At 31.4% G+C, this 24,022-nt stretch carries 26 protein-coding genes and 1 tRNA gene; 2 read left to right on the top strand and 25 right to left on the bottom strand.

All coding sequences use genetic code 11. From position 1 onward, the window contains the following. Nucleotides 1–111 precede the first annotated feature (111 nt). The 11 genes from NST64_RS07800 to NST64_RS07850 form a co-directional block, all read right to left on the bottom strand. Nucleotides 112–2,358, bottom strand: a complete 2,247-nt coding sequence (locus NST64_RS07800; protein WP_002448727.1) for a penicillin-binding protein — start codon at nt 2,356–2,358, stop codon at nt 112–114. Next, a complete protein-coding gene (ftsL, locus tag NST64_RS07805; protein ID WP_002448811.1) occupies nt 2,339–2,740 on the bottom strand; it encodes a cell division protein FtsL in 402 nt (133 codons plus the stop codon). The genes NST64_RS07800 and ftsL overlap by 20 nt, the downstream gene beginning before the upstream one ends. Nucleotides 2,741–2,753: 13 nt before the next feature. Beyond that, entirely contained in the window at nt 2,754–3,689 is a 936-nt protein-coding gene (gene rsmH, locus NST64_RS07810) for a 16S rRNA (cytosine(1402)-N(4))-methyltransferase RsmH (RefSeq protein ID WP_002448750.1), read from the bottom strand. Between the two features lie 14 nt (nt 3,690–3,703). After that, complete coding sequence (gene mraZ / locus NST64_RS07815; RefSeq protein WP_340731181.1) at nt 3,704–4,135, bottom strand: division/cell wall cluster transcriptional repressor MraZ; 432 nt, start codon at nt 4,133–4,135, stop codon at nt 3,704–3,706. Nucleotides 4,136–4,278: 143 nt separating this feature from the next. Then, nucleotides 4,279–5,892: a bacillithiol biosynthesis cysteine-adding enzyme BshC gene (gene bshC, locus NST64_RS07820; protein ID WP_049418222.1), complete on the bottom strand. Its 1,614-nt coding sequence runs from the start codon at nt 5,890–5,892 to the stop codon at nt 4,279–4,281. 374 nt (nt 5,893–6,266) lie between these two features. Then, nucleotides 6,267–6,956, bottom strand: coding sequence for a YjjG family noncanonical pyrimidine nucleotidase (locus NST64_RS07825; protein ID WP_002448764.1), 690 nt, complete (start codon nt 6,954–6,956; stop codon nt 6,267–6,269). A 125-nt stretch (nt 6,957–7,081) separates the two neighbouring features. Beyond that, nucleotides 7,082–7,216, bottom strand: a complete 135-nt coding sequence (locus NST64_RS07830; RefSeq protein ID WP_002488710.1) for a beta-class phenol-soluble modulin — start codon at nt 7,214–7,216, stop codon at nt 7,082–7,084. A gap of 42 nt (nt 7,217–7,258) precedes the next feature. Continuing rightward, nucleotides 7,259–7,393 carry a beta-class phenol-soluble modulin gene (locus NST64_RS07835; protein WP_019835726.1) on the bottom strand — a complete coding sequence of 45 codons (135 nt, stop codon included), beginning with the start codon at nt 7,391–7,393 and terminating at the stop codon, nt 7,259–7,261. Nucleotides 7,394–7,427: 34 nt separating this feature from the next. Next, nucleotides 7,428–7,562: a beta-class phenol-soluble modulin gene (locus NST64_RS07840; protein WP_002488682.1), complete on the bottom strand. Its 135-nt coding sequence runs from the start codon at nt 7,560–7,562 to the stop codon at nt 7,428–7,430. A 42-nt stretch (nt 7,563–7,604) separates the two neighbouring features. After that, nucleotides 7,605–7,739, bottom strand: a complete 135-nt coding sequence (locus tag NST64_RS07845; protein WP_002488705.1) for a beta-class phenol-soluble modulin — start codon at nt 7,737–7,739, stop codon at nt 7,605–7,607. A 40-nt stretch (nt 7,740–7,779) separates the two neighbouring features. Beyond that, the gene (locus NST64_RS07850; RefSeq protein ID WP_002449997.1) at nt 7,780–7,914 is read right to left on the bottom strand and encodes a beta-class phenol-soluble modulin; all 135 of its coding nucleotides are present in this window, start codon (nt 7,912–7,914) and stop codon (nt 7,780–7,782) included. A gap of 406 nt (nt 7,915–8,320) precedes the next feature. Here NST64_RS07850 and NST64_RS07855 point away from each other — a divergent pair, with 406 nt between their 5' ends. Then, a complete protein-coding gene (locus tag NST64_RS07855) occupies nt 8,321–9,079 on the top strand; it encodes a hypothetical protein (RefSeq protein ID WP_049418224.1) in 759 nt (252 codons plus the stop codon). 82 nt (nt 9,080–9,161) lie between these two features. Here NST64_RS07855 and NST64_RS07860 read toward each other — a convergent pair. The 13 genes from NST64_RS07860 to zapA form a co-directional block, all read right to left on the bottom strand. Beyond that, nucleotides 9,162–9,235, bottom strand: a tRNA-Arg gene (locus tag NST64_RS07860). Between the two features lie 223 nt (nt 9,236–9,458). Next, the gene (locus NST64_RS07865; protein ID WP_037556103.1) at nt 9,459–9,971 is read right to left on the bottom strand and encodes a YfcE family phosphodiesterase; all 513 of its coding nucleotides are present in this window, start codon (nt 9,969–9,971) and stop codon (nt 9,459–9,461) included. Between the two features lie 8 nt (nt 9,972–9,979). Further along, nucleotides 9,980–10,561, bottom strand: coding sequence for an XTP/dITP diphosphatase (locus tag NST64_RS07870; RefSeq protein ID WP_002449992.1), 582 nt, complete (start codon nt 10,559–10,561; stop codon nt 9,980–9,982). Nucleotides 10,562–10,591: 30 nt separating this feature from the next. Next, complete coding sequence (gene racE / locus NST64_RS07875; protein ID WP_002450014.1) at nt 10,592–11,389, bottom strand: glutamate racemase; 798 nt, start codon at nt 11,387–11,389, stop codon at nt 10,592–10,594. A 175-nt stretch (nt 11,390–11,564) separates the two neighbouring features. Next, complete coding sequence (gene sdhB / locus NST64_RS07880) at nt 11,565–12,422, bottom strand: succinate dehydrogenase iron-sulfur subunit (RefSeq protein ID WP_049417890.1); 858 nt, start codon at nt 12,420–12,422, stop codon at nt 11,565–11,567. After that, complete coding sequence (gene sdhA, locus NST64_RS07885) at nt 12,422–14,188, bottom strand: succinate dehydrogenase flavoprotein subunit (RefSeq protein WP_107632291.1); 1,767 nt, start codon at nt 14,186–14,188, stop codon at nt 12,422–12,424. The genes sdhB and sdhA overlap by 1 nt, the downstream gene beginning before the upstream one ends. 80 nt (nt 14,189–14,268) lie before the next feature. After that, nucleotides 14,269–14,883 (bottom strand): succinate dehydrogenase cytochrome b558 subunit, encoded by a 615-nt coding sequence (locus NST64_RS07890; RefSeq protein WP_002449979.1) that lies wholly within the window; start codon nt 14,881–14,883, stop codon nt 14,269–14,271. A 419-nt stretch (nt 14,884–15,302) separates the two neighbouring features. Continuing rightward, nucleotides 15,303–17,087 carry an excinuclease ABC subunit UvrC gene (uvrC, locus tag NST64_RS07895; RefSeq protein ID WP_002449985.1) on the bottom strand — a complete coding sequence of 595 codons (1,785 nt, stop codon included), beginning with the start codon at nt 17,085–17,087 and terminating at the stop codon, nt 15,303–15,305. 96 nt (nt 17,088–17,183) lie between these two features. Beyond that, nucleotides 17,184–17,498, bottom strand: a complete 315-nt coding sequence (gene trxA, locus NST64_RS07900) for a thioredoxin (RefSeq protein ID WP_002449989.1) — start codon at nt 17,496–17,498, stop codon at nt 17,184–17,186. A gap of 180 nt (nt 17,499–17,678) precedes the next feature. Continuing rightward, entirely contained in the window at nt 17,679–20,030 is a 2,352-nt protein-coding gene (locus NST64_RS07905) for an endonuclease MutS2 (RefSeq protein WP_107632289.1), read from the bottom strand. Nucleotides 20,031–20,039: 9 nt separating this feature from the next. Then, a complete protein-coding gene (gene polX / locus NST64_RS07910; protein WP_002488667.1) occupies nt 20,040–21,752 on the bottom strand; it encodes a DNA polymerase/3'-5' exonuclease PolX in 1,713 nt (570 codons plus the stop codon). Nucleotides 21,753–21,824: 72 nt separating this feature from the next. Beyond that, a complete protein-coding gene (locus tag NST64_RS07915) occupies nt 21,825–22,346 on the bottom strand; it encodes a CvpA family protein (protein ID WP_002455474.1) in 522 nt (173 codons plus the stop codon). Beyond that, on the bottom strand, nt 22,347–22,613 hold the full coding sequence (zapA, locus tag NST64_RS07920; RefSeq protein WP_340731109.1) for a cell division protein ZapA: 267 nt from the start codon (nt 22,611–22,613) through the stop codon (nt 22,347–22,349). Between the two features lie 260 nt (nt 22,614–22,873). On the opposite strand from zapA, the gene rnhC reads away from it, so the two are divergent. Continuing rightward, nucleotides 22,874–23,752 (top strand): ribonuclease HIII, encoded by an 879-nt coding sequence (rnhC, locus tag NST64_RS07925; protein WP_371732088.1) that lies wholly within the window; start codon nt 22,874–22,876, stop codon nt 23,750–23,752. Between the two features lie 16 nt (nt 23,753–23,768). On the opposite strand, the gene NST64_RS07930 is transcribed toward rnhC, so the two are convergent. Beyond that, on the bottom strand, nt 23,769–23,909 hold the full coding sequence (locus NST64_RS07930) for a hypothetical protein (RefSeq protein ID WP_037554444.1): 141 nt from the start codon (nt 23,907–23,909) through the stop codon (nt 23,769–23,771). Nucleotides 23,910–24,022: the final 113 nt, after the last annotated feature.

A 24,022-nucleotide genomic window follows, 5' to 3' on the forward strand; every position in this document is an offset into this window, starting at 1 on the left:
CAATTTTCAAACTAATTTTATATATATTATGTAAGAAATTGAGATTATAAATAAGGTATCCATAATATATGACACCTTATTTATAATCATTTAAAATGACGTCATTTGTTCTTATGAATCGTTTTTATCATTAGACGTTGTATCAGTTGAATTATCTGAAGTGTTATTTGAATCAGATCCACTCGAATCAGTTAAAGATGTATTATCATTAGGATCATCAGTAGATAATTCTATTTCAATTTTCTTATTACTTTTGAGTGTTGACCCACTCGCTACAGATTGATTTGTTACGTATCCACTGCCTTTAGTCGTAACATTGATTCCAGTTAATTCTTGGAAGGCTAGGACATCGTCTGTTGTCCAACCTTTCATATTTGGCATAGTAATATCGCCATCTGTCACTGCTAACACTTTACTATTCGGTAATAATTTTGTATTAGCTCTAGTAGATTGAGCTTTTATTGTATTACCATTACCAATAATGACAGGTTGTAAATCTTTTCCTTTAAGACTATCTTGTGCTTTTTGACTTGATTGCCCTACAACATTTGGCACTTTACTATACTGTGCTGATTGAGTCTCATCTTTTTTAGAGCCTACATTTAAATACTTAAGTGTATTTTCCATGATAGGTTTAAAAGCTTTACTTACCCCTAATTCATATGCTTCTTGATCATTTTTCTGAGCAAGACTCATACCGGCATAAACAATAACTCTTGGATGTTTTTTTGGCGCATCTCCCATAAAGCTTACAAAGTAGGGATTTGCTCCTTTAACGTATCCACTACCATTTTCATTAACGACCTGAGCAGTACCTGTTTTCCCTTCAATATCATAACCATCAATACGATAATTGGAAGCATGACTTTTATCACTATTTACTACTTTATCTAATTCTGTTTCAACTTTATCCGCAGTTTCTGAAGTAATAGGTTTTCCAACTATATTCTTTTCACCTTTATAGAATGTTTTCTTTGAAATTGGATTATCTATACTTTGAACAAACCAAGGTTTTAACATATTTCCTTTATTAAAGAAAGCTGATTGTGCTTGTATCATTTGTACAGGCGTCACTGTGGTCGATTGACCGAATGCTGATGTTTTTTGTTGTAATTCATTTGACCAAGCAATATTTCCTTTTAATTCTCCGTCAAACATACCATTTGTAGATTTACCAAAACCAAAGCGCTCGTACCAAGATTTCATTTTATCAGCACCAACTAAATCTTGAAGATGCATCATCAATGTATTAGATGAATATGTGAAACCTAATGACATTGGTATTTCTCCCCAACCGGTTTTATTCCAGTCAGAAATTCTTGAACCCATAATATCACGATGACCAGATTCATATTTTTCTTTAGGATTAAATTTACCTTCTTGAATGGCGGCTGCTAATCCATATGATTTAAATGTTGACCCAGGCTCATATGCATTTTGATATAAATCATTAGCCCATTTTTTTCCAAAGTCTTTACCCGTTTCGGGGTTGAATGTTGGACGTTGACTATATGCAAGAATTTCTCCTGTTTTAGCATCCATAACCACTGCAAATAAATCTTTTGGTTCATATCGTTTCACCATATCATCAAGAGCCTCTTCGACAAATACTTGTATATTTGAATCAATGGTTAAATGAACATCATCACCACGTTTTGGCGCTTTTTCATTTTTACTGTTTGGTGCAATATAACCCCAAATGTCATGTATATAAGATAGCGAGCCTTTCTGTCCATTTAGATAACTATTAAAAATCTTTTCTACACCTAATGCACCATTTAATTCCCCAGTATCAGGATTTTTTTGAGCCATACCAATTAAATGAGAAGCAAAATTACCGTTAGGATAGAATCGTTCAGTTTCTGGATATAAGGTGATTCCTGGTAAGTCCATTTTATCGAGTTTAACTTTATCTTGATATGTTAAATTTGTCCCTTTCTGTCCAAATTCAACTTGAAAGGCTTTCTTTTGATTAAGACGTTTTTCAATTTCATCAGGTTTCATATCAATAATTTTTGATAATTGTTTTGCTGTTTTCTTTTTATCTTTAACATACCTTGGTGTATCACCAACTTCTCCAGCATTTTTATCAATAATAGCAACTAATTTATATCGTTGAACATCTTCGGCTAAAATTTTACCGTTTCTATCGTATATTTTCCCTCTTTCAGGCTGTTCTTGCGTTTTTACGAGATATTTTTCATTAGCGCGCATCACTAAATTTTGTCCATCTGAATGTCCAGTTATCATGATATATGAATATCTTAAAACCAATACAAAAAAGAGCAGTCCGAATAATCCAACAAGGAGGACTGCTCCTAATTTATTTTTTCTAATTTTAATTTTTCGCTTCGCCATTAGTACGCACTACCTTTACATTATCGTTCTTTAGGCTCATACCTTGTTTTTTAGCCTGATCGTAAATGCGCTCATAAGAAGAATTTTTCTTAATTTCAGATTGAATTGCATTATTTTCATTAGATTGTTGTTCAATCTTTTGATCTAGCTCGGCAATTTTATCATTTGTATCGTACGCATCCATTTTTAAAGATAGCATATAGATTGCTAGAACAGCAATTGCTGTGACAAGCGTTATGTATAAAAATTTCTCAAATCGCGTAAGTTGAACAACAACCTTTTTAGTTACTGTTTTCGTCTCAGTTTGTGTCTTTGGTTGTTCTTTCGGTATGCTAGTGTGCTGAATGTGTTCATATGGTTCGTAAATTTTTTCTACAGCCATCCTCAATTACTCCTTATTTTAATATTTCAGCAACACGTAATTTTGCACTACGTGCTCTATTATTTTCGTCTAAATCCTCTTCTGTAGCAGTAATTGGTTTACGATTTACTCGTTTTAACTTAGGTGTATAAGCTTCAGGAATAATTGGTAACCCTCTAGGCACATCAGGTCCTTTTTCGTATTCTTGGAAAATTTGCTTGCACAATCTATCTTCCAGAGAATGGAAAGTAATGACTGAAATCCTACCTTTTACTTTAACATGCTCAATGGCTTGTTCAATTGAATCTTCAAACGCAGATAGTTCATCGTTCACTGCTATTCTTATCGCTTGGAAAATGCGTTTAGCAGGATGACCACCTTTTCTTCGAGCTTTAGCTGGAATACCTTCTTTAATAATGTCTACAAGCTCTAATGTTGTTTCAATAGGTTGTTGTTCACGATGTGCTTCTATTCTTCTCGCTATTTGTTTAGAAAATTTTTCTTCTCCATAACGATAAAAGATTTTAACCAATGCCTCATAAGGCCAATCATTAACAACATCATATGCAGTTAATTCTTGCGTTTGATCCATACGCATATCTAACTTTGCATCATGATGATAACTAAATCCTCTTTCAGGTATATCAAGCTGTGGACTTGAAACACCTAAGTCGTAGTAAATACCATCTACTTTTTCAATTCCTAAATTTTTCAAAATATCAGTTAATTCTCTAAAGTTATTATGTACAAACGTGACCTTGTGTAAGTGATCTCTTAGTACTTCTTTAGCATTTTCTAAGGCAGTAGTATCTTGATCGATTGCAATCAACCTACCGTCATCGTTTAATTGATTTAATAAATAGAGTGCATGACCGGCTCCACCAAGCGTACAATCTACATATATGCCATCCTCTTTGATGTCTAATTCATCTATTGTTTCTTTTAGCATAACGCTTACATGATGAAACACTATAAATTCCTCCATTAAAAATCAAAATCTATCAAATCTTCGGCAATATCTTCAAAACTTTCTTCTGATTCTTCGTGAAATTCATTCCAAGTTTCTCTATCCCAAATCTCTATACGATTTGAGACACCTATTACCGTACATTCTTTTGTTAAATTTGCGTATTTCCTCAAATTTTGAGGAATGTTAATACGCCCTTGCTTATCTAGCTCTACTTCGATAGCTCCAGAGAAGAACATACGCATAAACTTACGTGCGTCTTTTTTTGTCATAGGTAAGGTTTTCATTTTCTCTTCTATCTGTTGCCATTCTTCAAGCGTGTAGCCAAACAAACATTTATCAAGGCCTCGTGTGATAATAAAACGTTCACTTAAGTCATATCTAAACTTAGATGGAATTATCATACGTCCTTTAGCATCTAATTGATGCTCGTATTCTCCCATGAACATTATTACCACCTCACCTTATTAATAATTTACCACATCTCACCACTATCCTCCACTAATTATGTAAAATATCTTAAAATTCTTTAATTTGACATAAAAAGACCCATATTATCTATTAAAATTAATATGGGTCTTTTCCTCATAAATTAAGGTTTTATAACTATTTGGTTAAATGTATATTTAAGTGGAGGATAAGTGGAGGGACTAAACACATCTATCCCAAATTCATTCATCATTTGAAGTGGATTCCAAATTCTTTCTTGTAGGCCACCCATTGGATGCAATACATGTTCAATCTCTCTAAAATGTTTCATACTTATATCGTTATCTCTTTCAATGTTAAGTAAATAGCGATTTAATAAATATTCAAATTGTTTATTATGAATGTCATAATTTTTCTTTACTAAATTGATATTATCATGATTATCATTAACCTCTTTACGAAGTGATTCGTATATTTTGGCATGATTCTCTTTTAAAGACTCTACTTTTTTAATAAATGTATCTGAGGCTTTGCTACGAACGAATTTTTCTCTATCCGTTTCTATACCATTCATAATAACATTTTCAGCATTTAACTTATACTGATTAATTAGTTTTTCTATTCTAATTGGTAAATAAGTGATTTTCATTCTTGGTAAAACAATAGGCATTTCAACATCTAAAATTTTAAATACTTCATTCAATTCAGCCCAGTATTTAATTTCACTTGGTCCTCCAATAAAAGCTACCGTATTAAATAGCCATTCTTCCATTACTGGTCTAGTTACAACATTATTAGAAAAACGAGTTGGTTCTTTTTCAACTAATTTTAACAATTCATCTTTATTATATGTAATATCTGATTTACTCAATTTGAATACATCATCTTTTTTAGTAATTAGTTGACGCATACTATCTTCATGAAGGAACAGATGGACATTGGTATCTGTTTCAATCATTTTGTTTAAACCTGATTGTGTAGTTAATTTTTGTGTTTTTCTAAACGCTTGGTTAATTTCATTATGTTTTTGAATAATATTTTTTAATAATGGCTTCTCCAATTCACGAATTTTTTCATATTGAGCATCAATAAATAGTACACCGTAATCTTTAAATACTTCTTGAAGTAACCCTTTAAAAATATCAGTCCAATTATTGTACTTTTCTATAATCTCTAAACATACTTGATAAAGTGCGTTAGTATGTTTCGTTTCTTTTAATTCTTTAAAAAATTGATTAAGTGCTTCAATCATCTGTTCCTTTTCTAGAATATAGCGAGAAACGCTTGTTTCAGGCGGTGTCATTGTATGATATTTTACTTTATGTAAATGAGCATCTTTTGCATTATAAGCATACGTATGATTTACTTCTTCAAAGTCATGATCTTCACCTGCAATCCAAAAAACAGGTACAACAGTTTGTTGATATGTTTCAGTTAATTCACGACTTAAATTAACAATTGAAAGAATTTTATGAAACGTATATAAAGGTCCACCAAAAAGACCAGCTTGCTGGCCACCAATTACCACTTTAGCTCCTTCACTGAGTGCAGTAAGATGAGTCTGTTGAATTTCTGTTATATTCAAATCTGACATATATGATTTAATCACTTGAGCAAGTTGTTGCTCTCTACCATTATTAGGACGATCCATTCTTTGATCAAAACTAGATGGTTTGACTGGATTATATTGATAAAATTTCAATAATGTTTCATCACTGTTTTCTAATTTAGTAATAAATGAATCTTTTTCTTGAAAATTAGTTACTTTACAGTTCATTCCCTTACTCCTTCAATATAACATTACTTATTCAGTATAAAGATTATATCCCTAGATGACAATTTTACGGCTTAACTATTGAAATTCACATCCATTTTATCAGATTATAAATAATTAATATGTTATTAAATGAAAATCGTATATTAATGACGATACAATATATATAAAGAATTTAAATGATGATGAGAACATGACTAAAGTTCAACATCTTGAAATAAAATTAAAAAACTGTTGAATTATTTGAGGCATTTAGAGAAATTGATAATGAAGACTTGCATAAGGAGTCAATATATTTGTATGATCTCTAAACAATTAAGCTATAAACGCTATTTGCATAAATAAGCCTGAGCCATTTAGCTCAGGTCTCTTATTAATTATTCTTCAACTAAATTAACCAATTCATATAAAGATTGTATTTCATAATCTGGTACAATATCACTGTTATTTTCTTTATTACGATAATTAAACCAACATGTTGTAATACCGGCATTTTTTCCACCTAGTATATCTGATGTAAGAGAATCTCCTACTATTATTGAAGTCTTTCTTTTTTCTTCACCAATTCTCTCAAAGATATAATCAAAAAATTCACTCATAGGTTTTTGATATCCTGTTTCTTCTGATATATATACTCCAGATAAGATGTCTTTAAACTCTAATTGAGCAATACGACGTTTTTGGGTATCTGTAACACCATTAGTCACAATAAACAATTCACATTCTTGGCTTAATCGATCAATTGTTTCTAAAGTAGAGTTGAAGAATTTTAATGGTGCTTTAGCTAGTTCGTCTCTAAATAAAACATCGGCTTTTTTACCATCTACGTCTATACCATACTCTTTAAAATAATTAATAAAACGATGTGTTAATACTTCTTCTTTAGATAGTTCATTTTTTTGAAATGCTTCCCAATGATTTTGATTTACTTTCTTAAAATATTGAAAATCTTCTTCAGTTGGATAATGACCGAAATGATGTGCCATTTGATGAAATGCTCGATCTTCTGCATCAAAAAAGTCCACAATTGTATCATCAAAATCAAGTAAAATAGTATCGTATTTCATTTTTATACTCCTAAATTATAGTATGTATATTATTTTAGCAGATTTATCATGATTCATTAAATAATGCTAAAAAATAAAAACACTTAAGGATTAATCCTTAAGTGTTGAATACTTGCTATTAAGTATTAGAAACCAAATACTTTACCTAATACACTTGCACCACTTGATACAATGTCAACAATACTTGTACCTAATTTTGTCCAGTCTTGATTTTGCGCTGCTGTTACAGTATTTGCAATTGCTTCTGCTAATTTAGTCATTTGAATTTCCCCATTCTGTTTTTATTTTTAAATATTATTACGTTAGAATCCTAAGTATTTACCTAGAATGCTTACGCCACTTGATACGATGTCAACAATGCTTGTACCTAATTTTGTCCAGTCTTGGTTAATTCCTGCGTCTACTGTATTTCTGATTGCGTCGAATAATTTATCCATATTAATAACTCCTTTATACGTAATTAATAATTAATTAAAATCCGAATACTTTACTTAAGATACCTACACCACTTGATACGATGTCAACAATGCTTGTACCTAATTTTGTCCAATCTTGGTTTTGTGCTGCGTCTACTGTATTTTTAATTGCTTCTACTAATTTAGTCATTTGAATTTCTCCATTCTGTTTTTATTTTTAAATATTATTACATTAGAATCCTAAGTATTTACCTAGAATGCTTACGCCACTTGATACGATGTCAACAATGCTTGTACCTAATTTTGTCCAATCTTGGTTAATTCCTGCGTCTACTGTATTTTTGATTGCGTCGAATAATTTATCCATGTTTGTTATCTCCTTTGTACTATTTATAATTATCTTTAAATTAGAAACCTAAATATTTACTCACTAAACCTACACCGTTTTCTACGATACTAACAATACTTGTACCTAATTTTGTCCAATCACCATTAATACCTGCAGTTACTGTATCTTTAATTGCGTTAAATAAACCTTCCATTTCATACACTCCTTAGAAATTAATTGGTAAAATTCTAAAACGATAGGTTACTGTATTGCTTGCTTTGTTTTGTTTAACTATCGTTTTGTTATCTTTACTATAAAGGGTTTCTTTAGATACTTGTGACATTTTCCGTAACTTATACTTAAATCATCAAAACTGTATAATTTAAAAATTTATATTTACAGTTAGGAATTCAAATATGTCTATTTCGTCAAAGTTTTTTAGATTATCAAAATTAAATATATGATATAATCCAAAAGTATATATTTTTATTATATTTATTCTAATAATTTAATTAAATGGTGATAAGGTGGTGCTGTTAAAAGTAATTATTACGTAAAATATGAATATAAGGACTGTGTTATTAATAATTATTAATTGAGTGAGCGAACGGAGAATACATATGAAAAGATATTTCATTTTATTATTTAGTAGTTTTTTAATATTAAGTGCATGTGATAATGATTTTTCTTTAACTGGTGATAATAAAAAAGAACAGAATGATACCAACAATAATAAAGATAATATAAAAGAGAAAGAAGATAACCATATTTCAAAATCAGATAAGAATTCTATAGAACATAATGACAAAACTACCCAAAATCAAAATACAAGTAATGAACAGACATCAAACGAAGAAATAGATTCAAAAGATACCATAGAAGATGTTTCATCTCACAATAACAATCAAATTGATTTCTCCAATATTAAAGATAAAAGTACATTAGAATCAATTATTTATGGAAATTATAGTGAAGAACAAAAGATACAAGCTTATAATAGTGCAGTTGCAAATGGAATTATTCCACAAGGAAATGTAATGGAAGGTCCTGCTAGTGTAGCGTATCAAAGTTCACTTAGAGTTGAAAATGGTCAAGAAAAATCAATTTATGACCGACCAAATGAGTCAGATGTTTCAGTAAATGATGAAAATGCAAGTTCGGATCCTAATGCTGAAATCAATGCAGCAGAAACTGAAGATGAGTATTATGATGCACTCAGAAAAAAATATAATGGTGGTCTTTCATCTGGAGAAATTCAAACAAAAAATGCAATTGAGCAAGGGTACTATGAAGGTGATGACGCTGAAGAAGTCTATCAAAACATTAAAGAACAAGAAGCTGACATAGTAGCTGGAAAATGGGATAAATATAAAAATTAAATTCTTGAAGTCAGTCATCATAGTGAGTTTAAAATAGATAAGCACAAACCCCGTAACCACAATGGTTAACGGGGTTTATTAGTGTCCTGGGAGGGATTCGAACCCCCGACCGATGGCTTAGAAGGCCATTGCTCTATCCAGCTGAGCTACCAGGACATTATTTTTTAACACAAGTATTATTATATCTAAAGAAATCTTATTTAGCAATAGCTTTAATATAAAAAAAGTTTATATTTTCCACTAATTACGTATAATTGCAACTAATCACATACTTTCTTCGTTGCTATTTAGTTAAACTAAATAGCTAAATGTTTGTTATCAAATTTGAAATTAGATAGGACTAGACTATCTTACATTGTCGTCCTAGCCCTTTTAATAGTTAATTAATTTCGAATTCTATTGATTGAATGACTTGATGATCTCTATTTCTAAAATTCAGCGTAGCTTTTTTACTTTCATCCTCTATAAGTAGTTCTGCGTACGTTTCTTCTATATTACTACGCGATTGTGAAATACTACCAGGATTTATAATATGGACGTCTCCTAATTTTTCATATTTAGCTATATGTGTATGCCCATAAAACGCAAATTGACAACCAAGAGATTGTGCTTTTTCAGCCAAACGCATACGCGTTTGATTTACACCATAAAGATGACCGTGGGTGTATAATGCTTTAACACTGTTCTTTTCAATAATGTCTTCATTTGGAAATTCAGGATAAAAGTCACAATTACCTTTTACACGTTGATACAAGCTCAATTCAGTATCGTTATATTTAAATTCAGAATCTCCTAAATGTAAGCATATATCTGCGTCTTTATGATAGTCGTATAATTCATACAGAATTCCAGATTCTGTATGATTATCACTTACAATTAACCATTTAGACATTTTAGACATTATTTTTCACGCTCCAAATATTCATTTAAAGCTTTAATTGCATTTCCACGATGACTCACATCGCTTTTTTCTTCTGTAGTTAATTCAGCCATTGTTTTGTTTTTTTCTGGAAGATAAAAAATAGGATCATACCCGAATCCATAATCACCTTTACGTTCTGTTGTAATTTCTCCAGATACAGTTCCTTTGAATATATGTGTTGGTTCATTTGGCGCACTCATACTAATCACACATACAAATTGTGCCTTTCTATTTGTCTTACCTTCTAACTTTTTAAGTACTTTATCAATATTTGACTCATCATTTTTCTCAAGACCAGCATAACGTGCAGAATATACACCAGGCTCACCATTTAGAGCATATACTTCTAAACCACTATCATCGGCAATCACTCTTTTATTGAGTGCTTTAGCTGCCGCTTCAGATTTTAATCGTGCATTTTCTTCAAAGGTAGTACCTGTTTCTTCAACATCAAAGTCTTTTATAATTTCTGAAATGCCAATAACATTATCATTTGGAAAAATAGTTTTAAAGTCATTTATTTTACCTTTGTTGTTAGAAGCTATAACAATGTCTGCCACTTAAATCTTCCTTTCAATTCTGTTTTAAATTTAATCTACTTTTATACGTTCAACTTCTACATCTAATTTTAACCATTGAGAAATGATATGTTTAATATGAACCGTATCACCTGTTGCAAAAAATCGATGTTTTGGATGTTGCGTATAGCTTGCATGTTCATTACTAAACGTAAGTAATGCACTTACTTCACGTGCAGTTTCAAGCCCAGAAGAAATAACTTTTTTATTTCCACCAAAATAATCATTAATGGGTTTATATAATAATGGATAATGCGTACAGCCTAAAATAACAGTATCGGCATCTGTGTTACGCCAATGTTTTAAAGTCTGATGTATTACAATACTAGTTATTGTAGGGTCATCATAACGCATTTGTTCAACGAGGGGTACGAAACCTGGACATGCTACCCCATATACTTCGACATTTGGGTTTATTCTTTTAATATGATGGCGGTAAGCTTCTGATTTAATCGTGCCCTCAGTACCTAAAATTAAAACTTTTTGATTTTTTGTAGTCATAATAGCGGTTCTAGCACCAGGTTCAATGACTCCAATAACTGGAATTGGTAATAACTGCTGTAAATGTTCTAACGCCACTGCAGTTGCAGTATTACAAGCAATGACTAACATTTTTATATCAAATTCCATCAGTTTATTAGCAAGTTGCGTCGTAAAAGTTTTTACTTCTTCTCCAGGTCTTGGACCGTATGGACACCTTGCGATATCGCCTAAATAATATATTGTCTCATTAGGAAGTTGTCGCATAATTTCTTTAGCTACAGTTAGTCCTCCCACTCCAGAGTCTATGACACCAATGGGTTTATTCATTTACATTCATCCTTATAATACATAATACATTTATTTTACCATAGACAAACCTAATCATTCATTAATTGATATTTTTGCTCATTTTCATTTTACTAAATAAACATTTATATCCGTATTGAATTCCCCATTAATAAAAACCAGCAAAGTTTTTACTTTGCTGGCAAATATGTCATATTTAATTTACTTGATGATCAGAACCAAAGAATGATTTAAACATATGGAACGATGTTTCACGGTTCATTGCTGCAATTGACGTTGTTAATGGGATACCTTTTGGACATGCATTAACACAGTTTTGAGAGTTACCACATTCTTGTAAACCACCTTCACTCATTAAAGCATTCAGTCTTTCATCTTTAGTCATTGAACCAGTTGGATGTAGATCAAATAAACGTACTTGTGAAATAGCTTGCGCACCAATAAATTTATTATTACGTGTTACATTAGGACACACTTCTAAACATACACCACATGTCATACATTTTGATAATTCATATGCAGTTTGACGTTTCTTTTCTGGAATACGTGGACCTGGGCCTAAATCATAAGTACCATCAATTGGAATCCAAGCCTTCATACGTTTTAAGTTATCAAACATTCTTGTACGATCAACCTGTAAATCACGAATGACTGGGAATGTACTCATAGGTTCCAAACGAATCGGCTGTTCTAATTGGTCAACAATGGCTGAGCAGGCTTGACGTGCACGACCATTAATAACCATTGAACAAGCACCACATACTTCTTCTAAGCAGTTCATATCCCATACTACTGGCGTTGTTTTTTCTCCTTTACTATTAACAGGGTTGCGTCTTATTTCCATTAAACAAGCAATCACGTTTAAATTCTCTTTATAAGGAATTTCAAATGTTTCTTCATACGCTTTTGCTTCTTGATTATCTTGACGTTTAATAATCAATTTAACTGTTTTTTGCGTGTGTTTTTCTTTTTTATGTGTTATTTCTTGATTATGTTGTTCATCTGTATGACGTAATTCTTCTGGAGTTTCTTTTACTGATTGATTGTTAGCCATCATTTTTTACCTCCTTTAGATTTACTAGTATAGTCACGTTTACGTGGTGGAATTAAACTGATATCGACAGGTTCATATGTGAATTTAGGTGCTTCATATTCACCTTGATATTCAGCTAAAGTTGTTTTTAACCATTCATCGTCATTACGATCTGGGAATTCTGGTTTATAATGTGCTCCCCGAGATTCATTTCGGTTATACGCACCAATTGTTATGACACGTGCTAGTTGCAACATGTTCCATAATTGACGTGTAAAGAATACAGCTTGGTTACTCCAAGTTTGTGTATCTTCCATATCAATATTTTGATAACGTTCCATTAACTCAACAATTTTTTTATCCGTTTCTAATAATTTGTCATTTTCACGTACTACTGTAACGTTTGCTGTCATAATTTCGCCTAATTCACGGTGAAGTTTATAAGCATTTTCAGTACCACGCATATTAAGTAATTCGTCGAAACGTTTTTGTTCTTCATCTACACGATTTTGGTAAATACTGTCATCTAACTCAGTATATGATGTTTCGATATTTTCAACGTATTTAATTGCATTTGGACCTGCTACTGTACCGCCGTAAATCGCTGATAATAACGAGTTAGCACCTAAACGGTTACCGCCATGTTGAGAGAAATCACATTCTCCTGCAGCAAATAACCCTTTAATAGTTGTCATTTGATCATAATCTACATATAATCCACCCATTGAATAATGTACTGCTGGGAATATTTTCATAGGTACTTTACGTGGATCATCACCAGTGAATTTTTCATAAATCTCAATAATACCACCTAATTTAACATCTAATTCATGTGGATCTTTATGAGATAAATCAAGATACACCATATTTTCACCATTAATACCTAATTTTTGATTGATACATACATCAAAGATTTCACGTGTTGCAATATCACGTGGTACTAAGTTACCATAATCAGGATACTTTTCTTCTAAGAAGTACCATGGTTTTCCATCTTTATAAGTCCAAATTCGACCACCTTCACCACGTGCTGATTCACTCATTAAACGTAATTTATCATCACCAGGAATTGCCGTAGGATGTATTTGAATAAATTCTCCATTTGCATATTTAGCGCCTTGTTGATACACGATAGATGCAGCTGATCCAGTATTAATCATTGAATTCGTTGTTTTACCAAAAATAATACCCGGACCACCTGAAGCCATAATAACAGCATCAGAACCGAAAGATTTAATTTCAGAAGTAGTTAAATTTTGAGCAACAATACCCCTTACTGCATTTTCATCATCTTTAACTAATCCTAAAAATTCCCATCCTTCATACTTAGTAACTAAACCATCAACTTCAAAAGAACGAACTTGTTCATCTAAAGCATAAAGTAATTGTTGTCCTGTAGTTGCACCAGCATATGCTGTTCTATGATGAAGTGTACCTCCGAAACGTCTAAAGTCTAACAATCCTTCATTTGTTCTATTAAACATAACGCCCATACGATCTAATAAATGGATAATTTTTGGTGCAGCTTCAGTCATTGCTTTGACTGGTGGTTGGTTCGCTAAAAAATCTCCACCGTATACTGTATCGTCAAAATGAATCCATGGTGAATCTCCTTCACCTTTAGTATTTACCGCACCATTAATACCACCTTGGGCACATACAGAGTGCGAACGTTTAACAGGTACAATTGAGAATAAGTCCACATGTGCACCTTGTTCTGCAGCTTTAATTGTTGACATCAGCCCCGCGAGGCCACCTCCGACAACAATAATTTTTTTCTCTGCCATAGAATTGTCACTCCCCTAAAATATATCTGAAACTAACCTATTGATTCCTTTTATAACTATGCTTTTATTACTTTCATTTTTTATGCAAAAGCTAAAATTGCAGTCACACCTATGTATGACAGAATTAAGAAAATAATTAATGAAACCCATGTGAAAATACGTTGTGATTTTTTAGATTGTAAAAATCCCCATGTTACTAAGAATGACCAAATACCATTAGAAAAATGGAAAATGACAGCAATAACACAAATAATGTACACGATAACCCAAATTGGATTTTGTAACGTTTGATTCATCATGTCATAACTGATTTCTTTACCAAAGAAAAGTTTTTGTAAACGTGTTTGCCATAGGTGTACAAAGATGAATACGAAAGCAATAATCCCTGTTAACCTTTGTAACGCAAACATCCAGTTTCTAAATAATGAATAATGGCCGATATTTTCTTTAGCAGTAAAAGCAATATGAATACCATATAATCCATGATATAAAATTGGAATGTAAATTAAAATAAGTTCAGCTGCTAATAAAAATGGTAAAGATTCCATAAAGCCTGCAGCCTTATTAAAAGCCTCAGCTCCTTGAGTCGCTTGGTGGTTAACCATTAAATGAACAATTAAAAACGCACCAATCGGAATAATCCCTAGTAGTGAATGAAGACGTCTAAGATAAAATTCATTTTTAGACTTAGCCAAAAGGAGTCCCCCCTGTTATAAAACTTATAAATTTAATTAGCTTCTTTTTAAGATAGTACTATAAACGCATTTACTATTTTATTTAGTACTTGTATGTATAAACATATAATAGTTATAATGATTGTAAATTTTCTGAAAATTAAACAAATCAAACATCTCTTTTTATTAGATTGAGTATTATTATTTTTTATAACTACAAGTATGTCTTAAAAAAGTAAATACAATTAAAAATAAGACGAATAAATGAGATGTACAAGTATTACACAATAACCATGCAACTACTATAAAATGATAATATTTCTCATTTAGAAAACGCTTCCATACTTTCTTAAAAAAATAAGCTTTTTGTTAACTATATTGTAACATTCTTTCTATATGTATGGGGTATGAAATTCAAAGTCATACCCCTTTTTTTGAAATTAATCTTCTTTTAAAGCATATTGTAGATTTTCAGCTACCCTTTTAGGTAATCCTGCAGCTTTTAAATCTTCTATACTAGCTTCTTTCATTTTTTTAATGGAACCAAATGTTCTTAATAATTTTGTTTTTCGTTTACTTCCTATACCCTCTACTGTATCAAGAACAGATTGTAATCCAGTTTTTTGTCGGGTTTGACGATGGAATGTTATCGCAAAACGATGTACTTCATCTTGGATTCTATGGAGCAAATAAAAGGCTTGACTATTTTTCTTTAGAGGTACAACCTCAGCATTTGCACCGTACAATAATTCAGATGTTTGGTGTTTATCATTTTTTCTTAATCCAGCAACAGGAATGTCTAAACCTAGTTCATTTTCTAGTACATCTATGACACCAGACATATGTCCTTTACCACCATCAACGATAATAAGATCTGGTAATGGAAGACCTTCATTAAGTACACGCGTATAACGACGGCGTACAACTTCTCTCATCGACTTATAATCATCAGGACCTTTCACAGTCTTAATTTTGTATTTACGATATCCTTTTTTATCCGGTTTACCATCCACAAATGTTACCATTGCCGAAACAGGATCAACACCTTGGATATTTGAGTTATCAAATGCTTCAATTCTTATCGGTGTTTGAATACCCATTCTTTCACCAAGTTCTTCGATAGCTTTTATCGTTCTAGATTCGTCTTTAGCGATTAATTGAAATTTATTTTCTAGTGCAACTTCAGCATTATGATTAGCTAAATCAACCATTTCTTTCTTTGTTCCACGCGCAGGTTGAACAATTTTTGTATCAACTACAGAGTGAATGATATCTTTATCTAAATTTTTCGGTACATGTACTTCTTTAGGTAAAATATGTTGATTTAAGCTATAGAATTGTCCAATGAATGTATAAAATTCTTCTTCTTCTGTTTGTTGTAGAGGAATCATTGTTGCATCACGTTGAATCATATTTCCTTGTCTAATAAAGAATACTTGAATACACATCCAACCTTTAGAAACGCTATATCCAAAAACATCTCTAATTGTATTATCTGAAGACATAATTTTTTGTTTTTTAGTTAAATTATGAATATGTTGAATTAAATCTCTATATTCTTTAGCACGTTCAAAATCTAACTTCTCACTAGCATCTAGCATGCGTGTTTCAAGATTATGAAGAATTGTTTTATCTTCTCCATTTAAAAAGTCAGTAATTTCACGCGTCATTTGTGCATATTTTTGTTGATCTACATCATACACACATGGTCCCATACACTGACCGATATGATAATATAGACACAATTTATCAGGCATATTATCACATTTTCTAAAAGGATAAATACGATCTAATAATTTTTTAGTTTCTTGTGCTGAATATGCATTAGGATAAGGTCCAAAATATTTTCCTGTACCCTTTTTTACTGTACGAGTCACAAGTAAACGTGGATGTTTTTCTTTAGTAATCTTTATAAAAGGATAACTTTTATCATCTTTTAATAAAATATTGTAGCGAGGTTGATATTGTTTAATCAAATTCAACTCAAGTAATAATGATTCTGTCTCACTTGAAGTTACAATAAATTCGAAGTTGCGAATTTCACTAACAAGACGTGTAGTTTTTGCATCATGTGCACCAGTAAAATAAGAACGTAGTCGATTTCGTAATCGTTTTGCTTTACCTACATAAATAATTTGGTCATTTCGATCTTTCATTAAATAACAGCCTGGTTCAAATGGGACGACACTTAATTTATCTCTAATTTTTTCTTCGTAGTCGGTCATCCGTCTCCTCCTTTCTATTAACTTGACGTTCACATAAAAAAGACGGAGCGATTACATAACATGTAATGCCCCATTCTTTTATAATTGTACTAAATATTATAGATGTTTATCTAAAACTTCTGCTAAGTTTTCTTTAGGTTGGAAACCTACTACTTTATCTACTGCTTCTCCATCTTTAAATACGATTAAAGTTGGGATGCTCATTACTTCATATTTAGCAGCAGTAGATGGATTTTCATCTACATCTAATTTTAAGATGTCTGCTTTACCATCATAGTCTCCAGCTAATTCTTCTAACACAGGGGCGATCATTTTACAAGGTCCACACCAAGTTGCCCAAAAATCTACTAATTTAACACCTGATTGAATGTTTTCATCAAAATTTGAATCTGTAACTTTTACGATTGCCATAATTGCCAATCCTCCTTAAATATTAAATGATGAGCAAATTATAACAGACTTTCCATATATCTGCATTGCTCTTGCTCATCTTTATCACTATTTATTAATCTTGTCATAAACTTGTGTTAAGATTAAACGCTTGCTTTATTGTACGTCAAATTTTAAAAAAATCAACATTCTAGTTTTATATTATTTAAGTTCTGCTACTGTAACACCAAATCCGCCTTCACTTGGCATTCCACCACGAAAAGATTGAACACTTTTATGTTTTTTTAAATGATTTTGAACTGCTTTTTGAAGTGCACCTGTACCTTTACCATGAATAATATAAACCTGTTCATAGTTACTTAATACAGCTTGGTCAATATATTGATCTAAAGCTCCAACCGCTTCTTCATAACGATAGCCTCTTAAGTCTAATTCTGTTTTAATAGTTTGACGATTTTGGCGTGTCACCATTTTAGTTGGTTTTTCTTTTTTCTTTTTCGTTTTTTCTAAATCTTCAATAGGTAATTTCATTTTGATAATACCCATTTGAACTACAGCTTCATTTTCTCCGCTTAATTCTAATACTTCGCCTTTTTGTCCATAAGATAATACTTTAACTTCATCGCCAGCATGAATATCATCCCATTTTTGTTTTTTTACATTTTGTTTTAAGGATTTAGCTTCATATTGATCTTCTAAATGTTTTTTCTTATCAATTAGTTCATGTTCTTTAACGTCGGCTCCTTTTTTATCTCGCATTTCTCTTAAATCTTTTAGAATGTCATCTGCTTCTTTTGTAGCTGATTTAATGCGTTGATTTGCTTTATCTTTAGCTTCATCCATTAATTTTTGTTCATAATTTTTATATTGTTGATACTGACGTTCCAAATCATCATGCGTTGTTCGTGCTTCTCTTAATAATTTTTCAAGCTCAATACGTTGTTCATCCACACGTTTAGAGTTTTTCTCTAATGATTCTATCATTGAATTAATTTCTTGTTCGTCTGTACCAATCATTGTTTTAGCTTTATTAATGATGTTTAATCCTAACCCTAATTTTTTGGAAATATCAAAGGCATTGGAACGTCCAGGAACACCCATTAATAATTTGTAAGTCGGGCTTAACGTATTCACATCAAACTCAACACTTGCATTCATAACGCCTTCCCGATTATAACTATAAGCTTTAAGCTCTGGATAATGTGTCGTTGCCATAACTAGCGAACCAATATCTCTCACATGATCGAGAATACTCATAGCTAAGGCAGCACCTTCACTTGGATCGGTTCCAGCACCTAATTCATCAAATAAAACAAGACTATTTTTATCTGTTTCTTTTAAAATTTCTACAATATTTTTCATATGTGATGAAAACGTAGATAGTGATTGTTCAATCGATTGTTCATCACCTATATCACAGTATACGTTTTCAAATACACTCAATTGACTGCCATCTAATGTAGGAATGAGTAACCCGGATTGAGCCATCACAATGATAAGTCCCAACGTTTTTAAGGTGACAGTTTTACCACCTGTGTTAGGTCCCGTAATAATAACCGTATCAATATCATCAATAAATTCAATTGTATTTGCTACTACTGTATCTTTATTCAATAAAGGATGATAAGCATTAGGTAAATAAACCGTTCTTTCCTTATAAAAAGTAGGTTTTGTCCCTTTAATTGATCGTGCATAACGCGCTTTAGCTGTTAAGAAATCAATTTGACCCATAACTGACTCTGCCACTAAACAATTATTATCATTAGCAGCTACTAAACCTGTTAATTCTGTTAATATACGTTCACGTTCTACTGCTTCATCATTTCTTAATCGACTAATTTGATTATTCATTTCAACAATGGAAGAGGGCTCAATATAAAGGGTTTGTCCAGAAGCTGATTGATCATGCACAATCCCTTTAAAATCTTGTCGATATTCTGCTTTTACTGGTATCACATTGCGATCATTTCGCACTGTAATAATGGCATCTGAAAGTTTCTTTTGATTAGCTTGACTTTTAACAATACGATCTAAATTTTGTCTAATACGTTGAGTCGTACTTGATATTTTGCTTCGAATACCTTGCAATTCATAACTTGCATTATCATATAAATCATAAGCATCACATTTTTCATTTATTTCTTGATATAAATCAGTAAGTACAGGTAGTTGATTCATTCTTTCATTTAAAATTGGATACTTTATGACACCTTCATCTTCTTCAAGCAGTTGATTATAAAATGTTTTAAATTGATTTTGTACTTGTATCAACCGCTTAATTACATTTAATTCGGTAACATTAAGCACACCACCAATTTTAGCACGGTGAATTAATGGTGATACTTTTGATAAACCACTTAAACTAGGTAAACGATGTTTATTATAAATTTGTGATATTTCATCTGTCTCATTCATTTGAAATTCTACAGTTTCAAAATCAGTTGCTGGAGACATTTTAGACACTTTTTCACGTCCTAAATCACTTATCGTTTCAGAAGCTACAAATGATTTGATTTTATCAAACTCTAAGACGTCTAATGTTTTTTGTCTCATACAATCCCTCTATTTCTGTAATTTAATATTATTATTAATAAAGTTTTTAAAAGCGTCACGCGTCATTGTATTAATCACTCTATCTTTATTTACAAATCCTTTTTGCGCAGTAGCTACGCCATATTTCATAAAATCAAGATGATCCACATGATGGGCATCCGTATTAATTGTTAATTTAATATTTGGATATTTTTTAACAGTGGCAGCATTTAAATCTAATCGTTTTGGGTTAGCATTAATTTCCATTACCGTTTGTGTTTCTTCGGCAAGTTGCATCAACTGTTCTATATTAGGTTGATACCCTTCACGTCGCTCAATAATACGACCAGTTGGATGGGCAATATGTCTAACATAAGGGTTACGACATGCATGTTCTAGGCGCTTCATAATTTCTTCTTCAGATTGATTGAAACTTTGATGAATAGCTGCAATAACATAGTCAAGTTGCGATAGTATATCATCCTCATAATCTAATGATCCATCAGGTAAAATATCCATTTCTGTACCTGAGTAAATATCTATTTCTGTGTATTCTTCATTCAATTTTTTTATTTCTTCATTTTGACGTAATAGTCGTTCAACTTGTAATCCATGAGCAACTTTTAAACTCTTTGAATGATCCGTAATGACCATGTATTCATAGCCTTTTTTAATGTTTGCTTCAATCATCTCTCGTATAGAGAAAGCGCCGTCACTATACGTTGTATGCATATGAAGATCACCTTTAATATCATCTAATGTAATGATTGAGTTTAAATCACGATCAAACTCGCTGCCATCTTCACGTATTGCCGGAGCAATCCAATGTCTACCGAAGTGTTGGTAAATTTCAGCTTCACTTTGGAATTGGAGTAACGTTCCATCTTGTTGTTCGATACCATACTCACTTACTTTTTCATTTTGTGCTTTAGCAAGTTGTCTAATGCGAATGTTATGATCTTTGGAACCTGTAAAGTGCTGTAAGGTATGATAAAAGGCTTCTGGTTCAACAAGTCTAAAATCTACACCAATCGTTTCATCATCATATTCTAATTCAAGCGACACTTTCGTTTCTCCAACTGCGACTTCTTTCACTTTATTTGGAATATTTAAAAGTTGTTGTTGTACATGAAGAGGGTGTCGTGTACTAATAATATAGTCTAAATCTTTACTTACTTCTTTATAACGACGGAAACTACCTGCTTCAGAATAATGTTCAACTTCTTCTAATTGTTCTAGATAAGTCATAATATCTTTATTTAAATGTCGCATCAAATCAATAGGATAATGATCTTTTTTAGCTCCTAGTGCTTTTACTGCTTCAAGTATGTTTTGTTCTGTTTTTTTAGCAAATCCACTTAATTCACTAACTTTTCCCGCTTCACAAGCTTCTTGAAGACTTTCTTTATCTGTAATATTTAACTCTTTATATAACTTTGCAATTTTTTTACTACCTAAACCTTGAATTTTCATTAAAGAAATTAATCCTTCAGGAACTAAACGTTGCAATTCTTTTAAAGTTGATGAGGTCCCAGTTTCTCGATATTCGCTAATGACCTCTCCTACCCCTTTTCCAATTCCTTTTAATTCAGTAATATCTTTTATTTCATCTAAAGAGCGTTCATCTATTTCAAGACTTTGTGCTGCTTTGCGATAAGCAGACACTTTAAACGTATTTTCTCCATTCAATTCCATATATATAGCAATTTTTTCTAGTAGTTGAATTACATCTTTCTTTGTCATTACATTCACTCCATAAAAAGAGACCAGGAGGTTTATATCCATCACCTAGTCCTGACCTTTTATCTTTTTTATTTATAAATTTAGTATATAAGATGATAAAAACGGCATCTTAAATAGAATAATATGGCTTAAATAACCGTATTTTAAACTTTCTTGAATCCATTCATTAGGATATAAAGATACTAAATATAAAACAAGTTGCAGTACAATCACACTTGCAATACTACCTAATACGCTTCCCAATATTCGACTTGTAACATGAATATTATGATATGACACTATATTATCAAAAGTTACAATAATAAGATATAAAAGCAACTTACTTATAAAAGCAATACATAAAAATGCCACAATAGTATCAAAACGTTGTTGTACATCATGGTATTGAAATGCGAAGTGCGTGTCAAAAGCAACTGTTTTAGGAAATGGAACAAAAACAATCATTTGTTTTGATATATATTGGTAAAAACGATGCGCAATGAATAGTGAGACAAGTGTAGACGACAAATGAAGACTATTCAGCCAAAGGCCTCTTCTAAAACCAATTATCATATACATCAAAATAATAAGTATCATTACTAAATCTATAGTCATTTAGCTATCCTGATGTTTTAATTCATAAATCATTTGTTTTAATATTTCGTTTTCTTCTTCCAATTTCACTTTTTCGTCCATGATATTCATTGCAGTTAAAATTGCTTTTCTTGTTGTATCTAATCCTGCTGATTTACGTCCTAATAATCTTAGCTGTTCATCTACTAAATGTGCTACATAACGTATGTGTTCAGGATCATCGTCACCGATAATCGTAAAATTTTGATCATTGATCGATACATTAATACGATTTTTAAATTCTACCATTGTATTAACTCCTGACTTTTGATAATATTTTAAATTTCTTTGACTAATGTTTTGTTGAGTGAATAAGTAGATTATTATTATTATACATGAGTGTCTCTTATTTGTAATTATAGATTTAAATACTATTGATTTATACCACTAAACCTACGTTCTTATCTTCATTATGTTAAAGTATATCTATTAGAATTTTAAAAGAGAGGTTTAAACAAGTTATGGGAAATGTAGTACATAAATTAACTAATCAAGATATTGAGCAACTGATGAACCAAATTAACTTTAGTACATCCAATTTACCTAATGGGATGAAAGCAAGAACCAAATATCATGACACTGTCATTAGTATTTACAATTCTGGTAAAGTTATGTTTCAAGGAAAACGTGCTGAACATATAGCGCGTCAATTTTGTACTACTGATTCTGGAACTAATTCAAAATCTTCAAAGGCAGATGGTTTCCATAATATAACATATGATGATTATAACTGTATTGGTAGTGATGAAGCGGGAAGTGGCGATTATTTTGGCCCATTAACGGTTTGTGCTGCTTATGTATCTAAAGAGCATATAGATATTTTAAGAACGCTAGGCGTAGATGATTCGAAAAAATTAACAGACACTAAAATTATAGAACTTGCAGAACAACTGATTACCTTTATTCCTCATTCATTACTTACATTAAACAATACTAAATATAATGAAAGACAAGCACTAGGTTGGTCTCAAGTAAAAATGAAAGCAGTCCTTCATAATGAAGCGATAAAAAATGTAACTAACAAGATAGATACTAAAGCATTAGACTACATTGTCATTGACCAATTTGCAGAACGTAACGTCTACAAGCGTTATGCTCTAAGCGACTTACCTTTTCCAAATCAAACAAAATTTGAAACAAAGGGAGAATCTAAATCCCTTGCTATTGCAGCAGCAAGTATCATTTCTCGCTATGCTTTTATTAAGCACATGAATTCAATATCAAAAATGATGCATTTTGATATTCCGAAAGGCGCGAGTCATAAAGTAGATTTAATTGCTGCTCAAATTATTGAAAAATATAATATTAGTAAGTTAGATTCTATTTCAAAAAAACATTTTAAAAATCGTTATAAAGCATGGACATTGGTTAATAAAAAGTATCAATAAAGAACATTTTAGAATGCTATAAGATAGCACTACGACGATGTCTGAATTCATCAAATTCAGTATCGAGAATTGTTTCAACACTATTATTTACATATCGTGACACATCATTTGTGGGAACAAGTGCTGAAGTTTCTATCGATAAAGTAAGTTGAGTCATGCTAGAACTTTATACATAAGGTACCTCGTTAATTTAGTTTAGTGAAGTTTATTAAATTATACGAAAGGACCTTATTTTTAAAAGTATTTCAATGTAAAACTGTATATAAAAAG

The sequence above is a fragment of the Staphylococcus sp. FSL W8-1268 genome, from assembly GCF_038003965.1.
Classification (GTDB): Bacteria; Bacillota; Bacilli; order Staphylococcales; family Staphylococcaceae; genus Staphylococcus; species Staphylococcus hominis.